At 65.1% G+C, this 22,401-nt stretch carries 17 protein-coding genes; 8 read left to right on the top strand and 9 right to left on the bottom strand.

Features of this window, described 5'->3' with window-relative positions; translation table 11 throughout:
* Positions 1 to 86: 86 nt before the first annotated feature.
* Together AB7531_RS31850 and AB7531_RS31845 are read right to left on the bottom strand one after the other, a co-directional pair.
* Positions 87 to 1,529 (bottom strand): UdgX family uracil-DNA binding protein, encoded by a 1,443-nt coding sequence (locus AB7531_RS31850; RefSeq protein WP_354095224.1) that lies wholly within the window; start codon positions 1,527 to 1,529, stop codon positions 87 to 89.
* Entirely contained in the window at positions 1,529 to 2,764 is a 1,236-nt protein-coding gene (locus AB7531_RS31845) for a putative DNA modification/repair radical SAM protein (protein WP_441280218.1), read from the bottom strand. Before AB7531_RS31845 ends, AB7531_RS31850 begins: the two co-directional genes overlap by 1 nt.
* A 163-nt stretch (positions 2,765 to 2,927) precedes the next feature.
* Here AB7531_RS31845 and AB7531_RS31840 point away from each other — a divergent pair, with 163 nt between their 5' ends.
* From AB7531_RS31840 to AB7531_RS31830, 3 genes are read left to right on the top strand one after another with little or no spacing between them, the layout of a single operon-like run.
* On the top strand, positions 2,928 to 3,710 hold the full coding sequence (locus tag AB7531_RS31840) for an ImuA family protein (RefSeq protein WP_063984620.1): 783 nt from the start codon (positions 2,928 to 2,930) through the stop codon (positions 3,708 to 3,710).
* Positions 3,613 to 5,199 (top strand): Y-family DNA polymerase, encoded by a 1,587-nt coding sequence (locus AB7531_RS31835; RefSeq protein ID WP_063984619.1) that lies wholly within the window; start codon positions 3,613 to 3,615, stop codon positions 5,197 to 5,199. The genes AB7531_RS31840 and AB7531_RS31835 overlap by 98 nt, the downstream gene beginning before the upstream one ends.
* The gene (locus AB7531_RS31830) at positions 5,196 to 8,570 is read left to right on the top strand and encodes an error-prone DNA polymerase (RefSeq protein WP_063984618.1); all 3,375 of its coding nucleotides are present in this window, start codon (positions 5,196 to 5,198) and stop codon (positions 8,568 to 8,570) included. Before AB7531_RS31835 ends, AB7531_RS31830 begins: the two co-directional genes overlap by 4 nt.
* A gap of 255 nt (positions 8,571 to 8,825) precedes the next feature.
* Here the strand turns inward: AB7531_RS31830 and AB7531_RS31825 are convergent, their stop codons facing one another.
* Complete coding sequence (locus AB7531_RS31825; protein WP_063984617.1) at positions 8,826 to 9,596, bottom strand: SDR family NAD(P)-dependent oxidoreductase; 771 nt, start codon at positions 9,594 to 9,596, stop codon at positions 8,826 to 8,828.
* 176 nt (positions 9,597 to 9,772) lie between these two features.
* Positions 9,773 to 10,060, bottom strand: a complete 288-nt coding sequence (locus AB7531_RS31820) for a hypothetical protein (protein WP_063984616.1) — start codon at positions 10,058 to 10,060, stop codon at positions 9,773 to 9,775.
* 113 nt (positions 10,061 to 10,173) lie between these two features.
* Here AB7531_RS31820 and AB7531_RS31815 point away from each other — a divergent pair, with 113 nt between their 5' ends.
* The 3 genes from AB7531_RS31815 (at position 10,174) to AB7531_RS31805 (ending at position 16,122) form a co-directional block, all read left to right on the top strand.
* On the top strand, positions 10,174 to 11,586 hold the full coding sequence (locus AB7531_RS31815) for a CoA transferase (RefSeq protein WP_063984615.1): 1,413 nt from the start codon (positions 10,174 to 10,176) through the stop codon (positions 11,584 to 11,586).
* 145 nt (positions 11,587 to 11,731) lie between these two features.
* Positions 11,732 to 12,976: an efflux RND transporter periplasmic adaptor subunit gene (locus AB7531_RS31810; RefSeq protein ID WP_063984614.1), complete on the top strand. Its 1,245-nt coding sequence runs from the start codon at positions 11,732 to 11,734 to the stop codon at positions 12,974 to 12,976.
* 29 nt (positions 12,977 to 13,005) lie between these two features.
* Complete coding sequence (locus tag AB7531_RS31805) at positions 13,006 to 16,122, top strand: efflux RND transporter permease subunit (RefSeq protein WP_063984613.1); 3,117 nt, start codon at positions 13,006 to 13,008, stop codon at positions 16,120 to 16,122.
* Positions 16,123 to 16,142: 20 nt separating this feature from the next.
* On the opposite strand, the gene AB7531_RS31800 is transcribed toward AB7531_RS31805, so the two are convergent.
* The 5 genes from AB7531_RS31800 to AB7531_RS31780 all read right to left on the bottom strand — a co-directional run bounded on the left by AB7531_RS31800 (position 16,143) and on the right by AB7531_RS31780 (position 20,925).
* Positions 16,143 to 17,105 (bottom strand): amidohydrolase family protein, encoded by a 963-nt coding sequence (locus AB7531_RS31800; protein ID WP_063984612.1) that lies wholly within the window; start codon positions 17,103 to 17,105, stop codon positions 16,143 to 16,145.
* 46 nt (positions 17,106 to 17,151) lie between these two features.
* Positions 17,152 to 17,715: a hypothetical protein gene (locus AB7531_RS31795; protein ID WP_063986554.1), complete on the bottom strand. Its 564-nt coding sequence runs from the start codon at positions 17,713 to 17,715 to the stop codon at positions 17,152 to 17,154.
* A 25-nt stretch (positions 17,716 to 17,740) separates the two neighbouring features.
* Positions 17,741 to 19,171 (bottom strand): TolC family outer membrane protein, encoded by a 1,431-nt coding sequence (locus AB7531_RS31790; RefSeq protein WP_187387767.1) that lies wholly within the window; start codon positions 19,169 to 19,171, stop codon positions 17,741 to 17,743.
* Between the two features lie 188 nt (positions 19,172 to 19,359).
* Entirely contained in the window at positions 19,360 to 20,139 is a 780-nt protein-coding gene (locus AB7531_RS31785) for an enoyl-CoA hydratase (protein WP_063984610.1), read from the bottom strand.
* 150 nt (positions 20,140 to 20,289) lie between these two features.
* On the bottom strand, positions 20,290 to 20,925 hold the full coding sequence (locus tag AB7531_RS31780) for a hypothetical protein (RefSeq protein WP_063984609.1): 636 nt from the start codon (positions 20,923 to 20,925) through the stop codon (positions 20,290 to 20,292).
* A gap of 289 nt (positions 20,926 to 21,214) precedes the next feature.
* On the opposite strand from AB7531_RS31780, the gene AB7531_RS31775 reads away from it, so the two are divergent.
* Positions 21,215 to 21,760 (top strand): sigma-70 family RNA polymerase sigma factor, encoded by a 546-nt coding sequence (locus tag AB7531_RS31775; protein WP_028146986.1) that lies wholly within the window; start codon positions 21,215 to 21,217, stop codon positions 21,758 to 21,760.
* Between the two features lie 2 nt (positions 21,761 to 21,762).
* On the top strand, positions 21,763 to 22,401 hold the full coding sequence (locus AB7531_RS31770; RefSeq protein WP_014496784.1) for an NrsF family protein: 639 nt from the start codon (positions 21,763 to 21,765) through the stop codon (positions 22,399 to 22,401).

The raw sequence follows: 22,401 nt of genomic DNA, 5'->3' as shown, positions 1-22,401 counted from the left end.
TTTGAAGGGCTATTGTCCGCGATGGATTTGAAGGCTGGATGACAGCTGCGTCGTAAAGTCGCTTTCCCTCCAGTATTTGCCAGTATTTAGGCGGCGCGTGCGGCTTTCTTCTGCAAGCCGGCGGCAATCTTCAGGTCTTCGACAAAGCGCTGATATTCCAGCACTTTGGCTTCCGGATCGGGCAGTCGGAGCAGATAGGACGGGTGCACCGTCACCAGCGCCTTGCGGCCGTCGGGCAGGTCTATGAGCCGGCCACGGGTCTTGCCGATCGGGATGATCTTGCCGAACACGCTTTGCGCGGCGGTGGCGCCCATTGCCACGATGAGCTCGGGCTGGATTGCCGAAACTTCCCGCTCGTACCATTGCCGGCACGCCCGGATCTCCGGCGTCGCCGGCTTCTGGTGCAGACGGATCTTTCCGCGCGGCACGAATTTGAAGTGCTTGACCGCGTTGGTGACGTAGACCTTGTTGCGGTCGACGCCGGCTTCCTGAAGCGCACGGTCGAGCATCTGGCCGGCCGGGCCGACGAAGGGGTGGCCGGCGAGGTCTTCCTTGTCGCCGGGCTGCTCGCCGACCAGCATGATGGTCGCGTCTTTCGGGCCCTCGCCGAACACGGTCTGCGTCGCGTCCTTGTAGAGCGGGCAGGCGCGGCAATGCGCGGCCTCCTCGCGGAGCGCTTCGAGATCGTCGGCAGCCAGCTTGCGTGGCATCGGAGCCTCCGGCCGCTTCTGGGGCTTGTGCGGATCGGTTGCGGCATTGGCGATCATGGCGCCGGTCATGCGCTCGGCGTCCTCGATCAAGGGCTTAATGATCGACGCCTCGGGCAGGTTCCTCCAGTATTTCTTCGGCATCTCCGTCTGCATTGCCTTCACCTTCAGCCGCGCCGGATTGAAGATGCTGGCGTAGTAGCGCCGCCAGGTTTCCTCCAACCGGTCTTCGCCGGGTGCTTCGTTCTTGCTCACGCCCGACGTGAACGAGAGCGCGTGGCCGTCCCAATGCGCACACAGATCGGGTGTCAGGATCGACCAGGGCATGTCGGCGAAGCGCTTGGCAAAGAACGGCGCGGCAAGCTCGACGATGTGATGCTCCGGCTCGAACCAGGCGACGTAATGCGCCGCGCGCTCGCGTCCGATCTCGCGGAAGCGCACGAAGGCATGCATCTTGTGCTCGTCGCGATGGACTGCTCTTGCCATGGCGGTGACTTGCGCGACATCGGGATCGGTCGCGACCTCGATGAGATCGTGATTGTCTTTCAAGCGCCAGAGCAGGCGATAGAGGATCGCAAAGCGCTCGCCGTCGCGATGCAGGATCGCGGCCTTGGCGAGCTCGACGAATTTTGCCGAGACGTTGAAGGTGCCGTCGTTCACCTCAAATATCGGAGACGGCGCGGGCGGTGCGAACAGCTCGGCTTCGCCGCCTTGTACGGTCCAGGTGGCATCGGTTGGCGGCACATGATGCAGCACGAGCGACCGCGCGGCTTTGCGCCAGCCGTCGAAATCGGTTTCGGTGTCGAGGGTGATGTACTGCATCAGAAGCCAAACCCCAGTTGTGTTGCCTTCGGCTTGAACCGTTCGATCAGCCGCGCCTCGTCGAGGCGGTGCGGCGCGGGGCGGTGATCGCTGAGGACGATGAAAGGCAGCGCCTTGTTGCGGGGCACGTGCAGCCGCGCGAGATCGGAGAGGCGGATCGTGGTGGTGCGCCGGGTCGCGATGATGCGTTCGACCGCCTTGGTGCCGAAGCCGGGCACGCGCAACAGCTCCTCGCGGCTGGCGCGGTTGACGTCGAGCGGGAAGCGGTCGCGATGGCGCAGCGCCCAGGCGAGCTTCGGATCGATGTCGAGCGGCAGCATCGCGTTGTCATCGACGATCTCCGCAACGTCGAAACCGTAGAACCGCATCAGCCAGTCGGCCTGGTAGAGCCGGTGCTCGCGCAGCAGCGGCGGCTGTACCAGAGGCAAAGCGCGGCTGGCATCGGGGATCGGGCTGAAGGCGGAGTAATAGACGCGCCGCAGCCTGTAGGAGCCATAGAGATTGGAGCTGGTGTGGAGAATGGTGTGATCGGAGGCCGCGTCGGCGCCGACGATCATCTGCGTGCCCTGTCCGGCGGGCGCGAAGCGCTGCGGCCTCGCCTTCGTCTTTGTGCTGCGGTTTTCCTCAGCCTCGTCGAGCTTCAGCCGCAGCCGGCCCATGGTGCGGCGGATCGCGCGCACATCCTTTTCCGGTGCGTATTGCTGCAGGCTCGTCTCCTCAGGCATCTCGATGTTGATGGAGAGGCGATCTGCATATTTGCCGGCTTCCGCGATCAGCGCGTCGTCGGCCTCGGGAATGGTCTTGAGATGGATGTAGCCGCGAAAGTGATGCTCCTCGCGCAGTTTGCGCGCGACGCTGACCACCTGCTCCATGGTGTAGTCGGGGCTGCGGATGATGCCGGAGGAGAGAAACAAGCCCTCGATGTAATTGCGCCGGTAGAAGTCGAGCGTGAGCTTGACCACTTCGTCGATGGTGAAGCGGGCACGCGGCACGTTGGAAGAGGCGCGGTTGACGCAATAAAGGCAGTTGTAATTGCAGGCGTTGGTCAGGAGCACTTTGAGCAGCGAGATGCAGCGTCCGTCCGGCGCGTAGGAATGGCAGATGCCCATGCCCGGTGCGGTCGAGCCCATGCCCTTGCCGTCGCTGGAATCCCGCTTCTCGGTGCCGCTGGAGGCGCACGACGCATCGTATTTGGCGGCATCAGCCAGAATCTCCAGCTTGCGTTGTACGTCCATCGTGGAATCCCTTTGATTCAGCTTACGAATCCGGATGAGCACCAATTCGATTGACTCCCCGGCCGCTGTTAGCTTTATATTAGAACATATCATGAACAAATGAGCCAGCCGCAGGTTCTTATTTTTGAGAACCTCGGCAATCACCTCTGAAGGAGCGGCGTATATGAGCGGCGCACGGATGAACGCGCTTGCGACCTTGCGCGGCCAGATCGAGCGCATCGAGACGGCGGAGGTCGTGCATCAGCACGATCGCGTCGCGCTCGGCCACGACGAGGTCGACAGCGCGCTGAAGGGCGGGCTCGCGCGCGCGGTGATCCACGAGGTGTTTTGCGAGGGCCGGCAGGGAACCGCCGCGACGGGTTTTGTCATGGGGCTTGCGGGGCGTGTCTCGCGGCGCCGGCCGCTGCTGTGGGTGCGGCAGGATTTTTCGGAACTCGAGACCGGCGCGCTGTCGATGAGCGGGCTTGCCGAGATCGGTCTCGATCCGCGCCGCGTGGTGATGGTGCGCGCCGCCGATGTCGAGAGCGCGTTGCGGACCTCGGCCGATGCGCTCGCCTGCGACGCGCTTGGCGCCGTCGTGCTCGAGCTCTGGGGTGAGACGCGGCAGTTCGATCTCGTGGCGAGCCGTAAGCTGACACTGGCCGCGCAATCGTCCGGTGTCACCGGCCTGATGTTGCGGATGGCCGCGCAGCCGCTGCCCTCGACCGCGGAGACGCGATGGATGCTGCGCGCGGCGCATTCGCCGCCGGGCCCGGCATGGAGTGCCTGGGGCGCGCCGCGCTTCGATGCCGAGCTCTTGCGCAATCGTCATGGCCCCTGCGGCCGGTGGATCATGGAATGGAAATGTGATGAGTGCCAGTTCTCTGAACCGTCGACGTATCCTCAGCCTGTGGCTGCCACGCCTGCCCATCGATCGGATTCAGCGGTTCTTCGGCGCGCTGGGTAAGACCAATGATCCGAGCATCGTCGTCATCAAGGACAACAATGCGCTGGTGATCCATGCGCTGGACGAAGCCGCCGAGCGCCTCGGCTTGCACATCGGCCAGCCCCTGGCCAATGCACGGGCGATGTGTCCGGACTTGAAAGTGTTCGACGCCGATGTCGTGGCCGATGCGAAGACGCTCAGCGACGTCGCCGACTGGTGCGATCGCTTCACGCCGCTGGTGGCGCTCGATCCGCCGCACGGGCTGTTTCTGGACATCACCGGCTGCGCGCATCTGTTCGGCGGCGAGGCTGCGTTGTTGCAGACCTTCGTCCGCGGGCTCGCCCGTCAGGGTTTTGCCGTCAGCGCGGCGATCGCCGGCACCTCGGTCTGCGCGCGCACGCTGACGCGGCAGGCCTCCGGCACCATCGTCGCCGATGGCGGGGAGGCGGCGGCGGTCAGCCGGCTGCCGGTGTCCGCGCTCGGTGCGGGCGAGGCCATCACCACGGGCCTGCGTCGCGCCGGCCTGAAAACCATCGGCGATGTCGCCTCGCGCGAGCCGCATGAGATCACGGCGCGGTTCGGCGCGCGGTTCTCCACGCTGCTCGCGCATGCGCAGGGGCATGGCGATGCCCCGATCAATCCGCGCAAACCGCTGCCGGATTACATCGTGGAGAAGCGCTTTGCCGAACCGATCGCCACCGACACCATGATCGCGATGACGCTGTCGCGGCTGGCCGACACGCTGATCGCGTCCATGGAGAAGCAGGGCAAGGGTGCGCGGCGCCTGGAAGCCGCCTTCTTTCGCACCGACGGCGTGGTGCGCGCGATCATGGTCGAGACCGGGCGGCCGGTCACGCAAAGCAAAGTCATCGACCGGCTGTTCCGCGAGCGCCTCGATGCGCTCGCCGATCCGCTGGATCCCGGCTTCGGTTTCGACATGGTACGACTGTCGGCAAGCCGCACCGAGATCGTGGTGCAGGAGCAGCGCGATCTCGACGCCCATGTCCATGACAATGACGAGCTCGCCGCGCTGATCGACCGCATCGCCGCGCGCATCGGCGGAAAGCGCGTCGTCGTGCATTTGCCTGAGGATACCCATATCCCGGAATGTGCGGTGCTGGCCGCGCCTGCCCAGCACCATCTCGCCGTGGCTATGCAGGCCGAATGGCCGGCGCGCGCCGAGAGCGAGCCGCCGCTGCGCCCCCTGCGGCTGTTCGACAGACCGGAGCCGATCAAGGTGCCGTTCGCGACCGTGCCCGACGGCCCGCCGCATCAGTTCACCTGGCGGCGCGCGCTGCATGCGGTGGTGCGGGTGGAAGGGCCCGAGCGCATCGCGATGGAATGGTGGCGGCAGGACGGCAAGCAATTGACGCGGGATTATTTCCGCATCGAGGATGCCGAAGGCCTGCGCTTCTGGATCTTTCGCGACGGTCTTTACGAAGGAGAGGTGTTCGACGACGAAGGTAAACCCATTCCCCCCAACTGGTATGTGCACGGTCTCTTCGCATGAACACGCCCGCTTATGCCGAGATCGGCATCACCACCAACTTCTCCTTCCTGCGCGGCGGCTCGGATCCGCGCGCCTATGTGCATCAGGCGAGCATCCTCGGCATTCCCGTGATCGGCATTGCCGACCACAACACGCTCGCCGGCGTCGTGCGCGCCTACAAGGAGCTCGACAATGACAAGGTGCTGCACAAGCCGAAATTGCTGATCGGCGCGCGCATCGTTTTCATCGACGGAACGCCCGACATTTTTGTCTATCCGCGCGACCGCGCCGCCTATGGCCGGCTGTGCCAGCTCCTCACCAGGGGCAAGCGCGGCGACGACATCACGCGGATCGAGAAGGGCGAATGCCATCTCACTTTTGTCGACCTTCTTGAGTTTTCCGAGGGCCAGCTCCTGGTCCTGACGCTGCCGCATCGCTTCGAGCCCGCGCAGGCGCTGGATGTTCTCGCCAAGCTTAAGGACAGCCGCGCCGAGGGCGTGTGGCTGGCGGCGAGCCTGGTCTATCGCGGCGACGACCGCCGCCGCCTGGCGCGGCTCGATGATCTCGCCGCCAAAGCAAACGTGCCGCTGCTCGCAACCAACGAGGTGCTCTATCACCATCCCGGCCGCCGCCCGCTCCAGGACGTGCTCACCTGCATCCGGGAAAAGACCACGATCGAGGCGGTCGGACGGAAGCTCGAAGCCAATGCCGAGCGCTTCCTGAAGACGCCACGCGAAATGTCGCGGCTGTTCCGAGATTTTCCCGAGGCGATCGCGGAGACCATGCGCTTTGCGGGCAAGATCGATTTCACGCTCGACCAACTCAAATACCAGTATCCGGACGAACCTGTGCCGCGGGGCAAGACCGCGCAGGGGCATCTGGAGGATCTGACCTGGGCGGGCGTGCAGACATATTTCGGCGGCAACATCGATGACAAGCTTCGCGCGACCCTGAAGAAAGAGCTCGCGCTGATCGCAGAGCTGAAATACGCGCACTACTTCCTCACCGTGCACGACATCGTGCATTATGCGCGCAGCCAGAACATCCTGTGCCAGGGGCGGGGATCGGCGGCGAACTCAGCGGTCTGCTACGTGCTCGGCATCACCTCCGTTAATCCGACCAGCGTCGATCTCCTGTTCGAGCGCTTCATCTCCAAGGAGCGGCTGGAGCCGCCTGACATCGACGTCGATTTCGAGCATTCGCGGCGCGAGGAGGTGATGCAATATGTCTATCGCCGCTACGGCCGCCACCGCGCCGCGATCATCGCCACGATCATCCATTACCGCCCGCGCAGCGCCATCCGTGACGTCGGCAAGGCGCTGGGCCTGACCGAGGACGTCACCGCTGCGCTTGCCGACACCGTCTGGGGAAGCTGGGGCAAGGGCCTCAACGACATGCAGGTCAGGCAGGCCGGGCTCGATCCCAACAATCCCATGATCAACCTCGCGGTCGAGCTCGCGACCGAGCTGATCGAATTCCCGCGCCATCTCTCCCAGCATGTCGGGGGCTATGTACTGACGCAGGACCGGCTCGACACCTATGTGCCGATCGGCAACGCCGCGATGGACGACCGCACCTTCATCGAATGGGACAAGGACGACGTCGACGCGCTCAACATGATGAAGGTCGACGTGCTCGCGCTGGGCATGCTGACCTGCATCCGGAAATGTTTTGATTTGATCGACCACCACAAGGGCAAGCGCTGGGTGCTGGCGAGTGTCCCTCAGGACGATCCCAAGGTTTACGACATGCTGTGTGCTGGGGAATCCCTCGGCGTGTTCCAGGTCGAGAGCCGCGCCCAGATGAACATGTTGCCGCGGTTGAAGCCGCGGACCTTCTACGACCTTGTCATCGAAGTCGCGATCGTGCGGCCGGGGCCAATCCAGGGCGACATGGTGCATCCCTATTTGCGACGGCGTAACGGGATCGAGAAAGTGACCTATCCCTCGCCATCGCCCGAGCATGGTCCCGCGGATGAGCTCTACAAGGTGCTGCACAAGACGAAGGGCGTGCCGCTGTTTCAGGAACAGGCCATGCGAATCGCGATCGAAGCAGCAAAGTTCACCTCCGAGGAGGCTAACGGCCTGCGCCGCTCAATGGCGACCTTCCGCAATGTCGGCACCATCGGCCAATACGAGGAGAAGCTGATCGGCAACATGGTCGCGCGCGGCTACGATCCCAACTTCGCCAGAAGCTGCTTTGACCAGATCAAGGGCTTTGGCTCCTACGGTTTTCCAGAGAGCCATGCCGCGAGCTTTGCTCAGCTCGTCTACATCTCGTCATGGCTGAAATATCATCACCCCGATGCGTTCTGTTGCGGCCTGTTGAACTCGCAGCCCATGGGCTTTTACGCGCCGGCGCAGATCGTCGGCGACGCCCGCAAGAACGGCGTCGAGGTGCGCGACATCGACGTATCCTGCAGCTTTGCGCAAAACACGCTGGAGAACACCGACGGCAAATACTGCGCCGTGCGCCTGGGCTTCCGTCAGATCGACGGCTTTCACTGGCTCGATCCCGATGAGGAGTTGCTCAAAGAGGCGCAGGCGAAACGGCAAGGCAAGGTCTACGTCACTCAGAAAGACTGGGCCGACCTGATCATCGACGCCCGCAACAGCGGTCCCTTCACCTCGCTCGAAGACTTCGCCCGCGACACCGGGCTGCCCAAGCGTGCGCTGATCCTGCTCGCGGATGCCGACGCGTTCCGCTCGCTCGGCCTCGACCGCCGCGAGGCGCTGTGGCAGGTGCGGCGGCTGCCCGACGACGTGTCGCTGCCGCTGTTCGAGGCCGCGACCGCGCGCGAGCAGCCGGACGAGCACGCAAAACCGTTGCCGGAGATGCCGCGGGCCGAGCAGGTGGTCGCGGACTACCAGACCATCCGGCTATCGCTGAAGGGCCATCCGATGGAATTTTTGCGCGAGATGTTTTCGCGCGAGCGTGTGGTGGCCTGCAGGGACGTCAGCCATGAGAACGAGCGGCGCCGCGTCCGCTGCGCCGGCGTGGTGCTGGTGCGGCAGCGGCCGGGCAGCGCCAGCGGCGTCGTGTTCATGACGCTGGAGGACGAGACCGGCATCGCGAATGTCGTGGTGTGGCCCAAGATCATGGAGCAGTACCGCAAGGAGGTGATGGGCGCGCGCCTCATCCTGGTCGAGGGCTATATCCAGAGCAGCCCCGAAAAGGTGACGCATCTCATCGCCCAGCGCATGGTCGACCGCTCGCACGATCTGGTCGGCCTCGCCAACGACGCGCTGAGCCGCAAGCATCCGGTGCCGGCAGGCGCCGATCTGATCGAGCCCCTCAACGACGATCCCGGGGCCCACGCGGATATGCCGGCGCAAAAAATCCGTCACCCCCGCAACGTCCGCATCCTGCCGCCATCGCGGGATTTTCATTGAGAATGTGACGCAGAATGTCGCCACACCGTCATTGCGAGCGCAGCGAAGCAATCCAGACTGCCGCCCGCGGAAAGACTCTGGATTGCTTCGCTGCGCTCGCAATGACGAGCTTGTTGAGCCGGGCCGTGTCAGACTCTCGGTGTCATACCCCGCGAAAGCGGGGTATCCAGTACGCTGCGGCCCCTCGGCTCTAGCCGAGCCGTCTCTGGAATACTGGGTCGCCCGGTCAAGCCGGGCGACGACAGTGTGCTCGTCTCAAAAATTCACCCGGTTCGAGATCGCGCCGTCCACGACGAGATTGGAGCCCGTGGTGAACCCCGACACCGGGCTTGCCAGAAACACCGCCGCGCTTGCGATCTCCTGTGGCGTTGCCATGCGGCCCGTCGGATTGCGCTTCATCGCATCATTGTAGCGCTCCGGCATCTTCTGCTCGATCATATTCCAGACGCCGCCCTTGAAATAGACCGTGCCGGGCGACACCACGTTGACGCGGATCTTCTTCTTTGCGTATTGCCGCGCCAATCCCTTGGCCATGTGGATCAGCGCCGCCTTGATCGGGCCGTAGGAGCTGGCGAGATCGGCCTGCGCCGCCGAGATCGAGGAGATGATGACGAAGGCGGCATCTCCGCTCTTTTCGCCGCTGGCCTCGAGGAACGGCCGCGCGGCGTCGAACGCATGCACGGCGCCGAGCACGTCGAGCCGGAAGTTCTGCTCCCAGGATGCTGCATCGTGGCCCTGCGCCATCGCGCCGGCATTGGCGAACAGCAGGTCGACGCCGCCGAGCTCCTTTGCAGCGGTCTCGATCCAAGATTTCAGCGCCGCGCCGTCGGTGACGTCGACCGGTCCGCCGCTGGCACGGATTCCGCTTGCCTTGAGTTCAGTGACGGTCGCCGCAACCTGATCCGCGTTGCGCGCGCACACCGCGACATTGGCGCCTTCGCCGGCCAGCGTTGCCGCAATCGCCCGCCCGATGCCGCGCGTGCCGCCGAGGACGATGGCGTTCTTGCCTTTGAGACCGAGATCCATTGTTTGGTTTTCCTTTTTGTTGGTGCAAAGAGTGTAGCCGTTTCAGGAGACATGCTGAACTCTCCAATTCGTCATTGCGAGCGTAGCGAAGCAATCCAGAAATGCATCCGCAGAGACAGTCTGGATTGCTTCGTCGCAAGGGCTCCTCGCAATGACGACGCGGAGAGGCGGTTCCCTCACTCCGGTGCCGCCCCCACCGGCGGGCCGCCGGGCGGGCGGTGCAGGAAGGTCAGCGAGGCGTAGGCGCCGGCCCAAGAGCCGATCGCCGCGAAAGCGACATAGAACGGGTTTTCGGTGTAGCTGATCACGGCGTAGGAGGAGAGCAGGTACCAGACCGCGCTCCAGTTCGCCGCCGGCACGCGCTTGCGCGCGATCACGGCCGAGGTGAACATGACATAGACTGCGTCGGTGGCCGCCGTTGCGATGAACACGGCGCCTGCGGTGAGGGGATCTACGGCAGCCATTGCATTCCTTTCTGCGATCATGACATGGTCGCGAAAACTACAGCATGATCCGGAAAATGCGCAGCGGATTTCCGAAAGGATCATGCTCAAATCTGAAAGGGAGAGAAGCGGTCATGCAAAGCCCCGCCGATATTCTTAGGGATCTCTGGACCTCCATCGGCGGCGACAGGGCCGCGCTCGGACGCGTGCGGCTGACCGGCGAGGAGTCGCAAATTCCGTCCTCATTTCGCGTCGCTGTCGCCGGACAGACGACGATCGCCGCCGCCGGCCTTGCCGCCGCCGAAATCTGGAGACTGCGCAGCGGTGAGACGCAGGACGTCTCCGTCGACATGCGCCACGCCGTCGCCGAATGCCGTTCGGAGCGTTATTTGCGCCTCGACGACAAGCCACCACCGCCAGCCTGGGACGCCATCGCCGGTGTCTACAAGACCGGCGACAACCGCTTCGTCCGCTGTCACACCAATTTCCCGCATCATCGCGACGCCGTCTGCAACGTGCTCGGCTGCGAGCCCGAGCGCGACAAGGTTCAGGCCGCGTTGATGCAATGGAAGGGCGAGGATTTTGAAACTGCGGCCTATGCCGCGGGCGGCGTCGTCGCCCTGATGCGTTCCTACGACGAATGGTCCGCGCTGCCGCAGGCGCGCGCGCTCGCCGAACTGCCGCTGGTCTCGATCGAGAAGATCGGCGAGGCCCCGCCAAAGCCGTGGCCGCAGGGATTGTCGAACGGCGATCGTCCGCTTTCCGGGCTGCGCGTGCTCGATCTCTCGCGCGTCATCGCAGGCCCCGTTGCCGGTCGCACGCTCGCCGCGCACGGCGCGGATGTGCTGCTCGTCTCGGGGCCGGAGCTGCCGGCCATTCCCTGGCTCACCATCGATACCGGCCGCGGCAAGCTCACCACGTTGGTCGAGCTGAAAAGCGAGGCGGGCAGGGCGCAGCTGCGCGAGCTGTTGAAGGGCGCGGACATCTTCTCGCAAGGCTATCGCCCGCGAGCGCTCGCAGCCCTCGGGTTCGCGCCGGAGGATGCAGCGAACATCAATCCCGGCATCGTCTATGTCACGCTGTCGGCCTATGGCCATGCCGGCCCCTGGGCGGAGCGGCGCGGTTTCGATTCACTGGTGCAGACCACGACGGGCTTCAACCACGCCGAGGGGCAGGCCGCGGGCATCGACGGTCCCAAGGAATTGCCGGCGCAGATGCTCGACCATGCCACCGGCTATCTGATGGCGTTCGGTGCGATGATGGCCAAGGCACGCCAGGCCCGCGAGGGCGGGAGCTGGCACGTGCGCGTGTCGCTGGCGCAGACCGGACGCTGGCTGTGGAAGCTCGGCCGGCTCGATGGCGGCCTGGATACCCCGGATCTTACGGGCGAGGCCGTACATGCTGCATTCATCGAGTCCGTGCCATCTGGCTTCGGCACGTTGAAGGCGGTGCGCCATTCTGCGCTGCTGTCGACCACGCCGGCGCGATGGAGCCGCCCGGCGATGCCGCTCGGCAGTCATCCGCCACAGTGGCCGGCGCGAAACTGACGTGAAGCTGACGCGATGCAATATTTTAACGCAAACGGAAAGGTGGCTGGCGTTTTTTAGGTTGTTTGAAATCCCAATTCAGCACTATTAGCGCGACCGATAAGGCAGGCGTCTGCCGAGATCGTCGCAGACTTGACCGGGCCCCATGGTAGTTGAAAATACCAAGCGATTGCAGGTGTTTACAAAACAACGGGTGATCACATCCGTAGTTTTACTGGCACTCGCCTGCGCCGGTGCCTATGGCTTCCTGCGTGCGGGGGCCAAGGAAAAGAGCCACTCCGAGGTCTCCAGCCAGTCGCGTAGGAATGCGCAGAATTTCACGCCGACGCCGTCCGAGTGGGCGACGCTGACGATCGAGCCGGTCAAGGCCAAGACCTTCCGGGCCGAATATGTCACCGAGGGCAAGGTCGCGGTCGACGAGGATCGCTCGACGCCGGTGTTCTCGCCCTATGCGGGCCGGGTGACCAAGCTGCTCGCCAAGCCGGGCGAGATGCTGAAGCAAGGTCAACCGCTGTTCACGATCGAGGCCGCCGACACCGTGCAGGCCCAGAACGATTTCATCGCGGCGATGACCGCGCAGAACAAGGCGAAGTCTGCGATCGATCTTGCCGACATCCAGTTCAGGCGCGCCAAGGACCTCTATGAGGGCCGCGCCATTCCGCTGAAGGACTATCAGCAGGCCGAAACGACCCAGGTCCAGGCGCAGAACGACGTGCGCTCCTCGGGGACGGCGCTGGAAGCCGCGCGCAACAAGCTGCGCATCCTCGGCTTCACCGACGAGACCATCAAGGCATTCCAGGACAAGGGCGTCATCGATCGGGAGATCACGATCTATTCGCCGATCTCCGGCACCGTCGTGCAGCGCAAGATCGGTCCGGGCCAATACGTCAATTCCGGCGCCAGCGATCCGGTCTTCGTGATCGGCGACCTCTCCACGGTCTGGCTCACCGCCTTCGTGCGCGAGAGCGATGCGGCCGCGGTGTGCATCGGCCAGGACATCAGCGTCAACGTGATGGCGCTGCCGGGCCACCCCCTGACCGCCAAGATCAACTACGTCGCCGCCGCCATCGATCCCAACACCCGCCGCCTGCTGGTTCGCGCGACCATCGACAACAAGGACGGCCTGCTCAAGCCGGAAATGTTCGCCAACGTCACGATCTATTCGGCCGGCGACCGTGCCGCGCCGGCGGTGCCGAAGCAGGCTTTGATCTACGAGGCCGACAAGGTCCGCATCTGGGTCGCGCGCGAGGACAAGTCGGTCGAGCTGCGCCAGATCAAGACCGGCCTCATCAATGGCAATTTCGTCGAGGTCACCAGCAATCTGAAGCCAGGCGAGCAGGTCGTCACCAAGGGCAGCCTGTTCATCGACCGCGCGGCGTCCGGTAGCTGATCGACGACCCAAGAAAATTGAAGACCTGAATGGATCGTCTCGTCGCCCTTGCCGTCAACCGGCGCTTCCTGATGGTCGGGATGTTCTTCGCCGTGCTGATCGGCGGCCTGATCGCGTTCAACCAGCTCAACATCGAGGCCTATCCCGATCCGACGCCGCCGATGGTCGACATCGTGACGCAGAGCCCGGGCCTGTCGGCGGAAGAGATCGAGCGCTACATCACGATTCCAATCGAGACCCAGGTCGCGGGTCTGAAGAACCTCACGACGATCCGCACCATCTCGCTCTACGGCCTCTCCGACATCAAGCTCCAGTTCTCCTTCGCCTACACCTATGACGAGGCGCAGCAGCAGGTCTTGAACCGCCTGGCGCAGCTCGCGCCGCTGCCGGGTAATGTGCAGCCGCAGATCTCGCCGCTCAGCCCGATCGGCGAAATCTTCCGCTACCGCCTCGTCGGTCCGCCGAACTACAGCGTGCTCGATCTCAAGACCATCCAGGACTGGATTCTGCAGCGCCGCTTCCGCGCCGTGCCCGGCGTCATCGACGTCACCGGCTGGGGCGGCAAGAGCAAGACCTACGAGCTCCAGGTCGATTTCAACAAGCTGGTCGCCAACGGCCTGACACTGCCGCAATTGCTCCAGGCGGTCAGCAATTCCAACGTCAATGTCGGCGGCAACACCGTCAATATCGGCCAGCAATCGGCCGTGGTACGCGGCGTCGGCCTGATCCGTTCGATCGACGACCTCGCCAACACCATGGTCTCGCAGACCAACGGCAATCCGGTGCTGGTCAAGGACGTCGCCACCGTCACTGTCGGCCAAAAACCCCGTCTCGGCATTGCCGGCATCGACGATTCCGACGACATCGTGCAGGGCATCGTCCTGATGCGCCGCGGTGAGCAAAGCTCGCCAACCATCAAGCGCGTCCACCAGCTCGTTCAAACCATCAACAACTCCAGCATCCTGCCGCCCGGCGTGCGCATCGAGCGCATCTACGATCGCGGGGACCTGATCGAACTCACCACCCACACCGTGTTGCACAACATGGTGGTCGGCATCCTGCTCATCGTACTGTTGCAGTGGATGTTCCTCGGCGATCTCCGCAGCGCGCTGATCGTCGGCGCCACGATTCCGTTCGCGCTGTTCTTCGCCGTGATCATCCTGGTGCTACGCGGGGAATCCGCGAATCTGCTGTCGGTCGGCGCGATCGATTTCGGCCTCATCGTCGACGCCACCGTCATCATGGTGGAAGCGATCTTCCGCCGCCTGACGCAGACCACGCCGGTGTCGGAATCCGAGCAGATGTCGCCCGAGACGCTGTTCGGCATGAAGAGCCACGCCATCCTCAGCGCCGCCGCCGACGTGTCGCGCTCGATCTTCTTTGCCGCCGCCATCATCATCGCGGCGTTCCTGCCGTTGTTCACGCTGTCCGGCGTCGAGGGCAACATCTTCGGGCCGATGGCGCGCACCTATGCCTATGCGCTCGCCGGCGGGCTGCTCGCGACCTTCACGGTTACCCCGGCGCTGTCCGCGATCATTCTGCCTGCGCATCTCGAGGAGACCGAGACGAGGGTCATGCGGATCCTGCACCGGATCTACATGCCGGTGCTGAATTGGGCCGTCGCCAACCGCGGCATCATGCTCGGCGGCGCGGTCGGTCTCGTGCTGATGACGGTGGCGCTCAGCCGCCTGCTCGGCCTCGAATTCCTGCCCAAGCTGGAAGAGGGCAATCTCTGGATCCGCGCCACGCTGCCGCCGACCATCTCGCTCCAGGAAGGCAACACCTACGTCAACGAGATGCGCAAGCTGATCCGTGCCCGGCCCGAGGTGGAATCCGTGGTGTCGCAGCATGGCCGCCCCGATGACGGCACCGACGCTGCCGGCTTCTTCAACGCCGAGTTCTTCGCCCCCCTCAAGCCCGCAAGCCAATGGCCGGGAACGCACGACAAGGAAGAGTTGACCGCGCAGCTGTTGAAGCAGCTCGACGATCGCTTCCCCGGCGTCGAATTCAACTTCTCGCAATATCTCCAGGACAACGTCTCCGAAGCCGTCTCGGGCGTGAAGGGCGAGAACTCGATCAAGCTGTTCGGCAGCGATCTCCAGGCGCTCACCGACACCGCCAACAAGATCAAGTCGGTGCTGGCGACAGTGCAAGGCGTCACCGACCTTGCGGTGTTCACCTCGCTCGGGCAGCCGACCATTCAGATTGACATCGACCGTGCCAAGGCCGCGCGCTATGGGCTCGCGCCCGGCGACATCAACGCCACGATCAAGGTCGCGATCGGCGGCGATACCGCGGGCGATCTCTACGAGCCGGGCTCCGATCGTCACTTCCCGATCATCGTCCGCCTCGCGCCGGAATATCGCAGGAGCGCCGAGGCGATCCAGAATTTGCGCATCGGCGCGCCTGGCCCCAACGGCACCGTCACGCAGATTCCCCTGAGCGAGGTCGCCACCATCAGCCTCGTCTCCGGTGCCGCCTACATCTATCGCGAGCAGCAGGAACGCTATCTGCCGATCAAGTTCTCGGTGCGCGAGCGCGACCTCGGCAGCGCGATCCGCGAGGCGCAACAGAAGGTCGCCGAGCAGGTGCAGCTGCCGCCCGGCGCGCACATGGACTGGGTCGGCGAGTTCGGCAATCTCCAGGACGCCATCCGCCGGCTGTCGATCGTGGTGCCGATCTCGCTGGCGCTGATCGGCGTGCTGCTCTGGTTCAATTTCGGCTCGATGACCGACACGCTGCTCGCCATGAGCGTGATTCCGATGGCGATCTTCGGCGGCGTGCTCGGTCTCTTGATCACCGGCACCGCCTTCAGCGTCTCCGCCGCGATCGGATTCATCGCGCTGTTCGGCATTGCGGTCATGGACGGCATCATCATCCTGTCGCAGTTCAACCAGCTGATCGAAGAAGGCATGGACCGCGTGAGCGCGGTGATACGCACCGGCGAGTTGCAGCTCCGGCCGGTGCTGATGACCTGCGTCGTTGCCGGCGTCGGCCTGCTGCCGGCGGCGCTGTCGGAAGGCATCGGCTCGCAGGTGCAGAAGCCGCTCGCCGTCGTCGTCGTCACCGGCATGATGCTCGCGCCGGTCGTGATCCTGGTGACCTTGCCGGTCCTGATCTCCTTCTTCTCCCGCCGCGCGCGCTGATCGCGCGCCGTCGCCGCGCCTCAGAATCCGTAGAGACGCGCGGGATTGTCGACCAGGATCTTCTTGCGCACCTCCGCATCCGGCGCCCACACAGGAAGCTGGTTGAGGAGCCGGCCGTCTTCGATCTGATAGAAGGGCGCGATGTCGGTGGGCTTGCGTCCCTCGACGGGGCTGGAATCCGGATGCGGCCAGTCGGTGCCCCAGACGATGCGGTCCGGGTTCGCCGCGATCAGCGCCCGGGCATAGGGCACCATGTCCTGATAGTCGGGCGCGAGGTTCGACGAGCGATAGGCTCCCGAGATCTTCACATAGGCCTTGCCGGATTTGACGAGCGCGACCAGGTCGGAGAATCCCGGCTGCTCCAGTCCGAGCGACGCCTCGAGGCCGCCGAAATGGTCGAACACGGCCGGCACGGGCGAAGCCAGCACGAGCTCCTTGATCGCCGAGATCATCGGCAGCGTGGTGTAGAGCTGCACGTGCCAGCCGCGCGCCTTCATGCGCTCGACGGCGGCGGTGAAGCGCGCGCGGCCGACATTCGGATCGCTGACGCCGCCGGTGGCGAGATTGATGCGACTGCCGCGAAAACCGTCCGCCTGCATCGCGTCGAGCTGTGCTTCGGTCGTCTTGTCGTCGATCACGGCCACTCCGCGCGCTGTCGCGCCGCGCGCCTTCATGCCGAACAAGGTGGAGGAATTGTCGGTGCCGTAGACGCTCGGCGTCACGATCACCACGCGCTCGATATGCAGCGCCTTGTGCAGCGCCGCCATTTCCTCGGGGCTTGCCGGTTCCGGCGTATAGACGCGCCCCGCGAAGAACGGAAACTTTTCGACGTCACCATGGATGTGCGTGTGGCAATCGCAGGCAAGGGCCGGAACGTCGAAATCGACCGGCGTCGCGGGCTGCGCCGCACGGGCGTGAGCTTTGTTGGTCATGGCTACTCCGGCGGCAAGGGAGGCAAGCAGGACGCTGCGTCGGTTGAGCATGGTTCTCTCCCTGCTTCGTTATTTTTGAGGTGGGACCGGAACGGTATCACATCAGCCGGGTAACCAACTCCGCTTCGCTGCATAGCTGCTCGACAAGATCCGCAAGCCGGCGTGAGCCGTCGATCCGCACGACCGGGCAGGGCAGGCCCGCGAGCCAGGCTTCATCTTTTGTGAGACTGCGGCCCTCGCGATCGCCGGCTTCGTAGCGCGAGGCCCATTCGACGAACGACTCCGTCTCCTCATGACGCCAGCCACCCTGTGCGACGGCATCAGCTCCGAAATGCGTAGCCTCGCGGCCACGCAGGCGCTGCAAGCGAAGCTCGCGCGGCGTCGTCACGAAGACGACAAGATCGAAGAACGGGACGAGCTCGTCGCCCCAGCCGGTGACGGTTCCGCTCAGCACCCAATCGAGACGCGGCAGAAACATTTCGCGCATCAGGCGCAGACGATCCGCGGCAGTGCGTGTCGTCTGGTAGGGCGGCGCGGTCGGCAGCCAGAAATAATCGTCGCTGTCGTGATGCGGCAGCGCAAGCCGGCCGGCGAGCGCGCGACCGAGCGTCGTCACGCCGGAGCCCGAAGCTCCCATCAGATGGATGCGGCGGCTCTTCATCGGCATCAGGCCAGACGATTTGAAACTACTGCCCCGACGGCGTGCGCAGGCCGTGCCAGGCGTCGCGGACCTGCTGGTAATGCACCTCGGGCAGATAGTCCGGCGTGTTGAGGCTAAGCGTCTTGACGTCGAGATGGCCGACGGCGCTGAGCAGCGTGTAGGAGGCGATGACGCGGTCGCGCAGTGCGCCGATCAGGCGGGCCTTGGCCTGGATCAAATCGGCCTGCGAGTTCAGCACGTCCACCGTCGTGCGCTGCCCGCCGGCGGCCTCGCGCTGCACGCCCTGGAGCGCGACGGTCGCGGCCTTCACCTCTGATTCGGAAGCGGAGACCGTGATCTTGGCGCCCTCATTGGCGACCCAGGCGCTGGTCGCCGCCGTGCGCGCCCGGTTGCGGACCTGGTCGAGCACGAGCCGGCTCTGCGCCGTGATCTCCTTGGCCTGTCGGGTCTGTGCGGCGGCCTGGCCGCCGTCGTAGATCGGCGCGGTGACGTTGGCGACGATCGAGGCCTGGTCTTCGGCGATGGTGCTCAGCGTCGGGTCGTTGCTGCGGCTCTTGCTGGCGCTGCCCTGAAGACTGGCGCTCGGCAGCAGCGCGCCCTCGGCGACGCGGATGTTGGTCGAGGCGACATCGACGTCGAAGCCCGCCGCCATCACCGCCGGGTGCTGGCGGATCGCCGTCGTCAGCGCATCCTCGCGGCTCTTCGGCAGATAGCGGTCGACGACTTCGGCGGGCCGAAGCTGCGTTGGCGCATTGCCGATCACCTGCGCGTAGACCGCCTGGCTCACCGCCAGCGCGACTTCCGCGGCGTTGAGATCGGCGAGCCCCCGGCTGAGCCGCGCCTCGGCCTGGGCGCTGTCGGTCGGCGTGACGTCGCCGGCGTTGAGGCGGCGCTGAGTGACGGCGAGCGTCTCGCGCAGGAACGCGACGTTGGAGCGTTGCGCCTCGACCAGTGACTGGTTGGCGAGCACGTTGGTGTAGGCGGTGACCGCGTCGAGCAGCACGCCCTGACCGACATTGCGCAGCGCCTCGCGGCCGGACTGCACCTGAAGTTCCGCGGCGCGGACGCTGTTGGCGGTGCGGAACCCGTTGAACAGGGTCTGCGTCACGGTGACGCCGATGATCCACGGCTTCAGATTGGCGGTCTGGATCGTGTTGTCGGGCAGCAAATTGCGCACCGATTGCAGGCCGGCGCTGAGGCTTGCCACGATCTGCGGCCGGTAGCCGGCGAGCGCCTGCGGCACGTTTTCATCCGTGGCGCGTTGCCGCGCGCGCTCGGCATTGAGCTGCGGGTTGGTCTGGTAGGCCTTGGCGAGCGCCTCCGGCAGGGCTTCCGCCCATGCGGCTGAGGGCAGGGCGCAACAGAGCGCCAGCGTGGTCCATGTCGCAAGCACAGGACCCACGCCCGATCGATGCCGCGTCATCACGCGACCAACTCTGGCGGCACGCCCAATCATGTAATCCTGCTAAACCCCGGCTGTCCGCCCCCGCCGACGGTGGCCTCTTAACTGTTTAACCAGCCGGGGTCCCGCAGGCAAACTGCCGCGGGGAAAACCCCCATCTATTCCGTGCTTGTTGCAGGTGCGTCACAGGGTTTCTGCACCAGAGCGGCGAAGCCTTACACCAGCCTGACCGCCCGCGGCTATTACCGGTTCTTGTTCACCGGCTTGCGCTTCTCGATGAACGCCGCCATGCCCTCGGAGCGGTCCTCCAGCGCGAAGGTCGCGTGAAACAGGTTGCGCTCGACGCTCATGCCTTCGGCGAGCGTGGTCTCGAAGGCGCGGTTGACCGCTTCCTTGGCCATGGCGACGGCGGGCCGCGACATCGATGCGATCTTCTCGGCGGCTTCCATGACCTCGTCCATGAGCCTGTCGGCGGGCACGATGCGGCTGACGAGGCCTGAGCGCTCCGCTTCCGCCGCATCCATCATGCGGCCGGTGAGGCAGAGGTCCATCGCCTTCGACTTGCCGATCGCGCGGGTCAGGCGCTGGGTGCCGCCGATGCCGGGAATGGTGCCGAGCGTGATTTCGGGCTGGCCGAACTTGGCGGTGTCGGCGGCGATGATGAAGTCGCACATCATGGCGAGCTCGCAGCCGCCGCCGAGCGCATAGCCCGCGACCGCGGCGATGGTCGGCTTGCGGCAGCGCGCGACGCGGTCGCCGCCGATCGCGGCGAAATCCTCGGAGAACATGTCGATGAAGCCTTTCGGCTGCATCTCCTTGATGTCGGCGCCGGCGGCAAAGGCCTTCTCGCTGCCGGTCACGACGATGCAGCCGATGGCGTCATCGGCCTCGAGATCGTCGACGGCCGCGGCGATCTCGCGGAAGACGCCGAAGGAGAGCGCATTGAGCATCTTCGGCCGGTTCAGCTTGATGATGCCGACCGCGCCTTTGCTCTCGACGATGATGTGTTCGAACGTGCTCATGCTCCACCCACGCGTTTGATTGGGCGGGCAATGTGCCCGCTGGCGCGGTGGGCTTCAAGGGCCGAAAAGCTGTCGGAACGAGGCCGTCCGGAACGCGCGGCGAGACGCGCGTTCCGGACGAGGTCCCTCACCCCAAAATCAGGCCAAGCATCAAGCGAAGAACATGCGTGCGGCAGAGGCCAGCGTCAGCAGCGTGCCGACGCCGATGAAGATCTTGCCGATCAGCGAGCTCTGGTCCCAGGCCGAGCTGTGGCTGCTCGCCATCACCGGCGCCGGCCGCGCGTCGGTTGCGGCGATCACCGCCTTCTGTGCCGGCGGGTCCTGTTGGAGGGCGCGGTCGATGTCGTTGAGCTGATCGGGCGCCACCACCTGAGCCTCGTCATTCGGCGCGGTGGTATTATCGGCTGCAGCCTGAACGTTGTCGTTGGCGCGGCCGGTCAACGCGGAGGCCGCGGCAGCCGTCGGCGTATCGGCTGCGGCGATCTGCGCGTTGGCGTTGGCGACTGCCGGCGGCATCTGGCTCAAGGCCGGCACGTCGTTTTCGGCCTTCGCCGCGCCGTCCTTCTTGTCGGCCTTGTCGTCGGATTTCTGCGCCGTCTTGCCGCTGTCGCGGTGGCGCGATGCATGGTGCCGCTGCTTGCTCGGCTTGACTACGTCGGCCTGGTTGCTCGCGCTGTCCGATTTGCTGCTTGCGGCTGAACTCGGTGCCGCCTGTGCAGCGGCTCCGACCAGCACGAAAAGGCCGGCAAGAAGAATCAGTGCGGCGCGCCCGCTGGCTTTCATCATGTTGACGATCTCCCCAATTCCGCCTGTCCCGGGACCGAACAGAGCCCCTGGGGCGTGACCACAGCGGGGCAAAAAATGGGAATCTTCGGGCTATCCCGGGCAAAAGCGGGGCAAACCGCCGCCTCGCAACCGGCCGCCGGATGCGGACGGGACCGATCGGTGTTATGAGCCGTCGCGGGTTTCGACGGCCGCATCGCGTGGCGAGGCACGGCGAAGATCACGAAGTCGTGATCGTTCTGGTGCCGGCGTAACAAACTGAAAGAGCTGCCGAATTGCATGGTGAGGGCGCGTGCGCGGACGTGAGGACGAGTGGACCGGCCTGATGCGGTCGGCCATGGCAGGCGATGATGCGGCGTATCATCGCCTGTTGAAGGCGGTCACGCCTGTGCTGCGCGCTGCCGCGAGGCGGGGTCTGGCGCGGGCCGGGCAGCCTCCCGACCAGGCCGAGGATATCGTGCAGGAGATTTTGTTGGCGGTGCATCTGAAGCGGCACACCTGGGACAGCGAAGCCCCCTTCGCCCCGTGGCTGTTTGCGATCGGGCGCAACAAGCTGATCGATGCGCTCCGGCGGCGGGGCCGGCGGGTCTTCGTCAACATCGACGATTTCGCCGAGACGCTGCCGGGCGAGGCGCCGCAGGAGACAGCCTCGGCGGCCGAGGTCGCAACGCAGCTCGATACGCTGCCGCAGCGCCAGCGCGACGTGCTGCAGTCGATCGCCGTCGACAGCGCTTCGATCAAGGACACGGCGTCAAAGTTTTCGATGAGCGAAGGTGCGGTGCGGGTCGCGCTGCATCGCGGACTTGCGGCGCTGACTGCCAAACTGCGGGACCACTAGTCATGGATACCGATCAACTCATTCGCTCGCTCGCGGCCGACAACGCGCATCGCGCGCCGCGCGTCGGCGCCGTGCTGACGATGGCGCTGCTGGTGGCGGCACCGTTCTCGATCCTGATCTTCGCCAGCTTCCTGGGCGTGCGGCCCGACGTGATGACCGCGATGCATAATCCGTTCTTCGACACGAAGTTCGCGGTCACGCTGTCGCTTGCGATCCCCGCGATCATCGTCAGCCTGCATCTGTCGCGGCCCGAAGCCTTGATGCGCGGCTGGGGCTGGCTGCTGCTGCTTCCCGTCGGCCTGCTTGCGGTTGCGATCGGCAGCGAGACCATGATGGCTCCGGCGATGCCGATGACGATGCGGCTGGTGGGCAAGAACTCCCGGGTGTGCATGCTCGCGATCCCCGCGATGTCGCTGCCGCTGCTTGCGGGCGCGCTGTTCGGCCTGCGCCACGGCGCGCCGTCGCATCCTGCACTCGCCGGCGCGCTCGCCGGCCTGCTGTCGGCCGGCCTTGCCGCAACGCTCTACGCCTCGCACTGCACCGACGACTCGCCGCTGTTCGTCGCGACCTGGTACACGATCGCGACGGCGCTCGTGACCGCGATCGGCGCCTACGCGGGTTCGAAAGTTTTGCGCTACTAG

It is taken from the genome of Bradyrhizobium sp. 63_E2_N1_3 (assembly GCF_052076005.1).
Taxonomy (GTDB): domain Bacteria; phylum Pseudomonadota; class Alphaproteobacteria; order Rhizobiales; family Xanthobacteraceae; genus Bradyrhizobium; species Bradyrhizobium barranii.
Note: the sequence above shows the minus strand (reverse complement) of the source record. Positions and strands in the feature narration are given on the sequence as shown.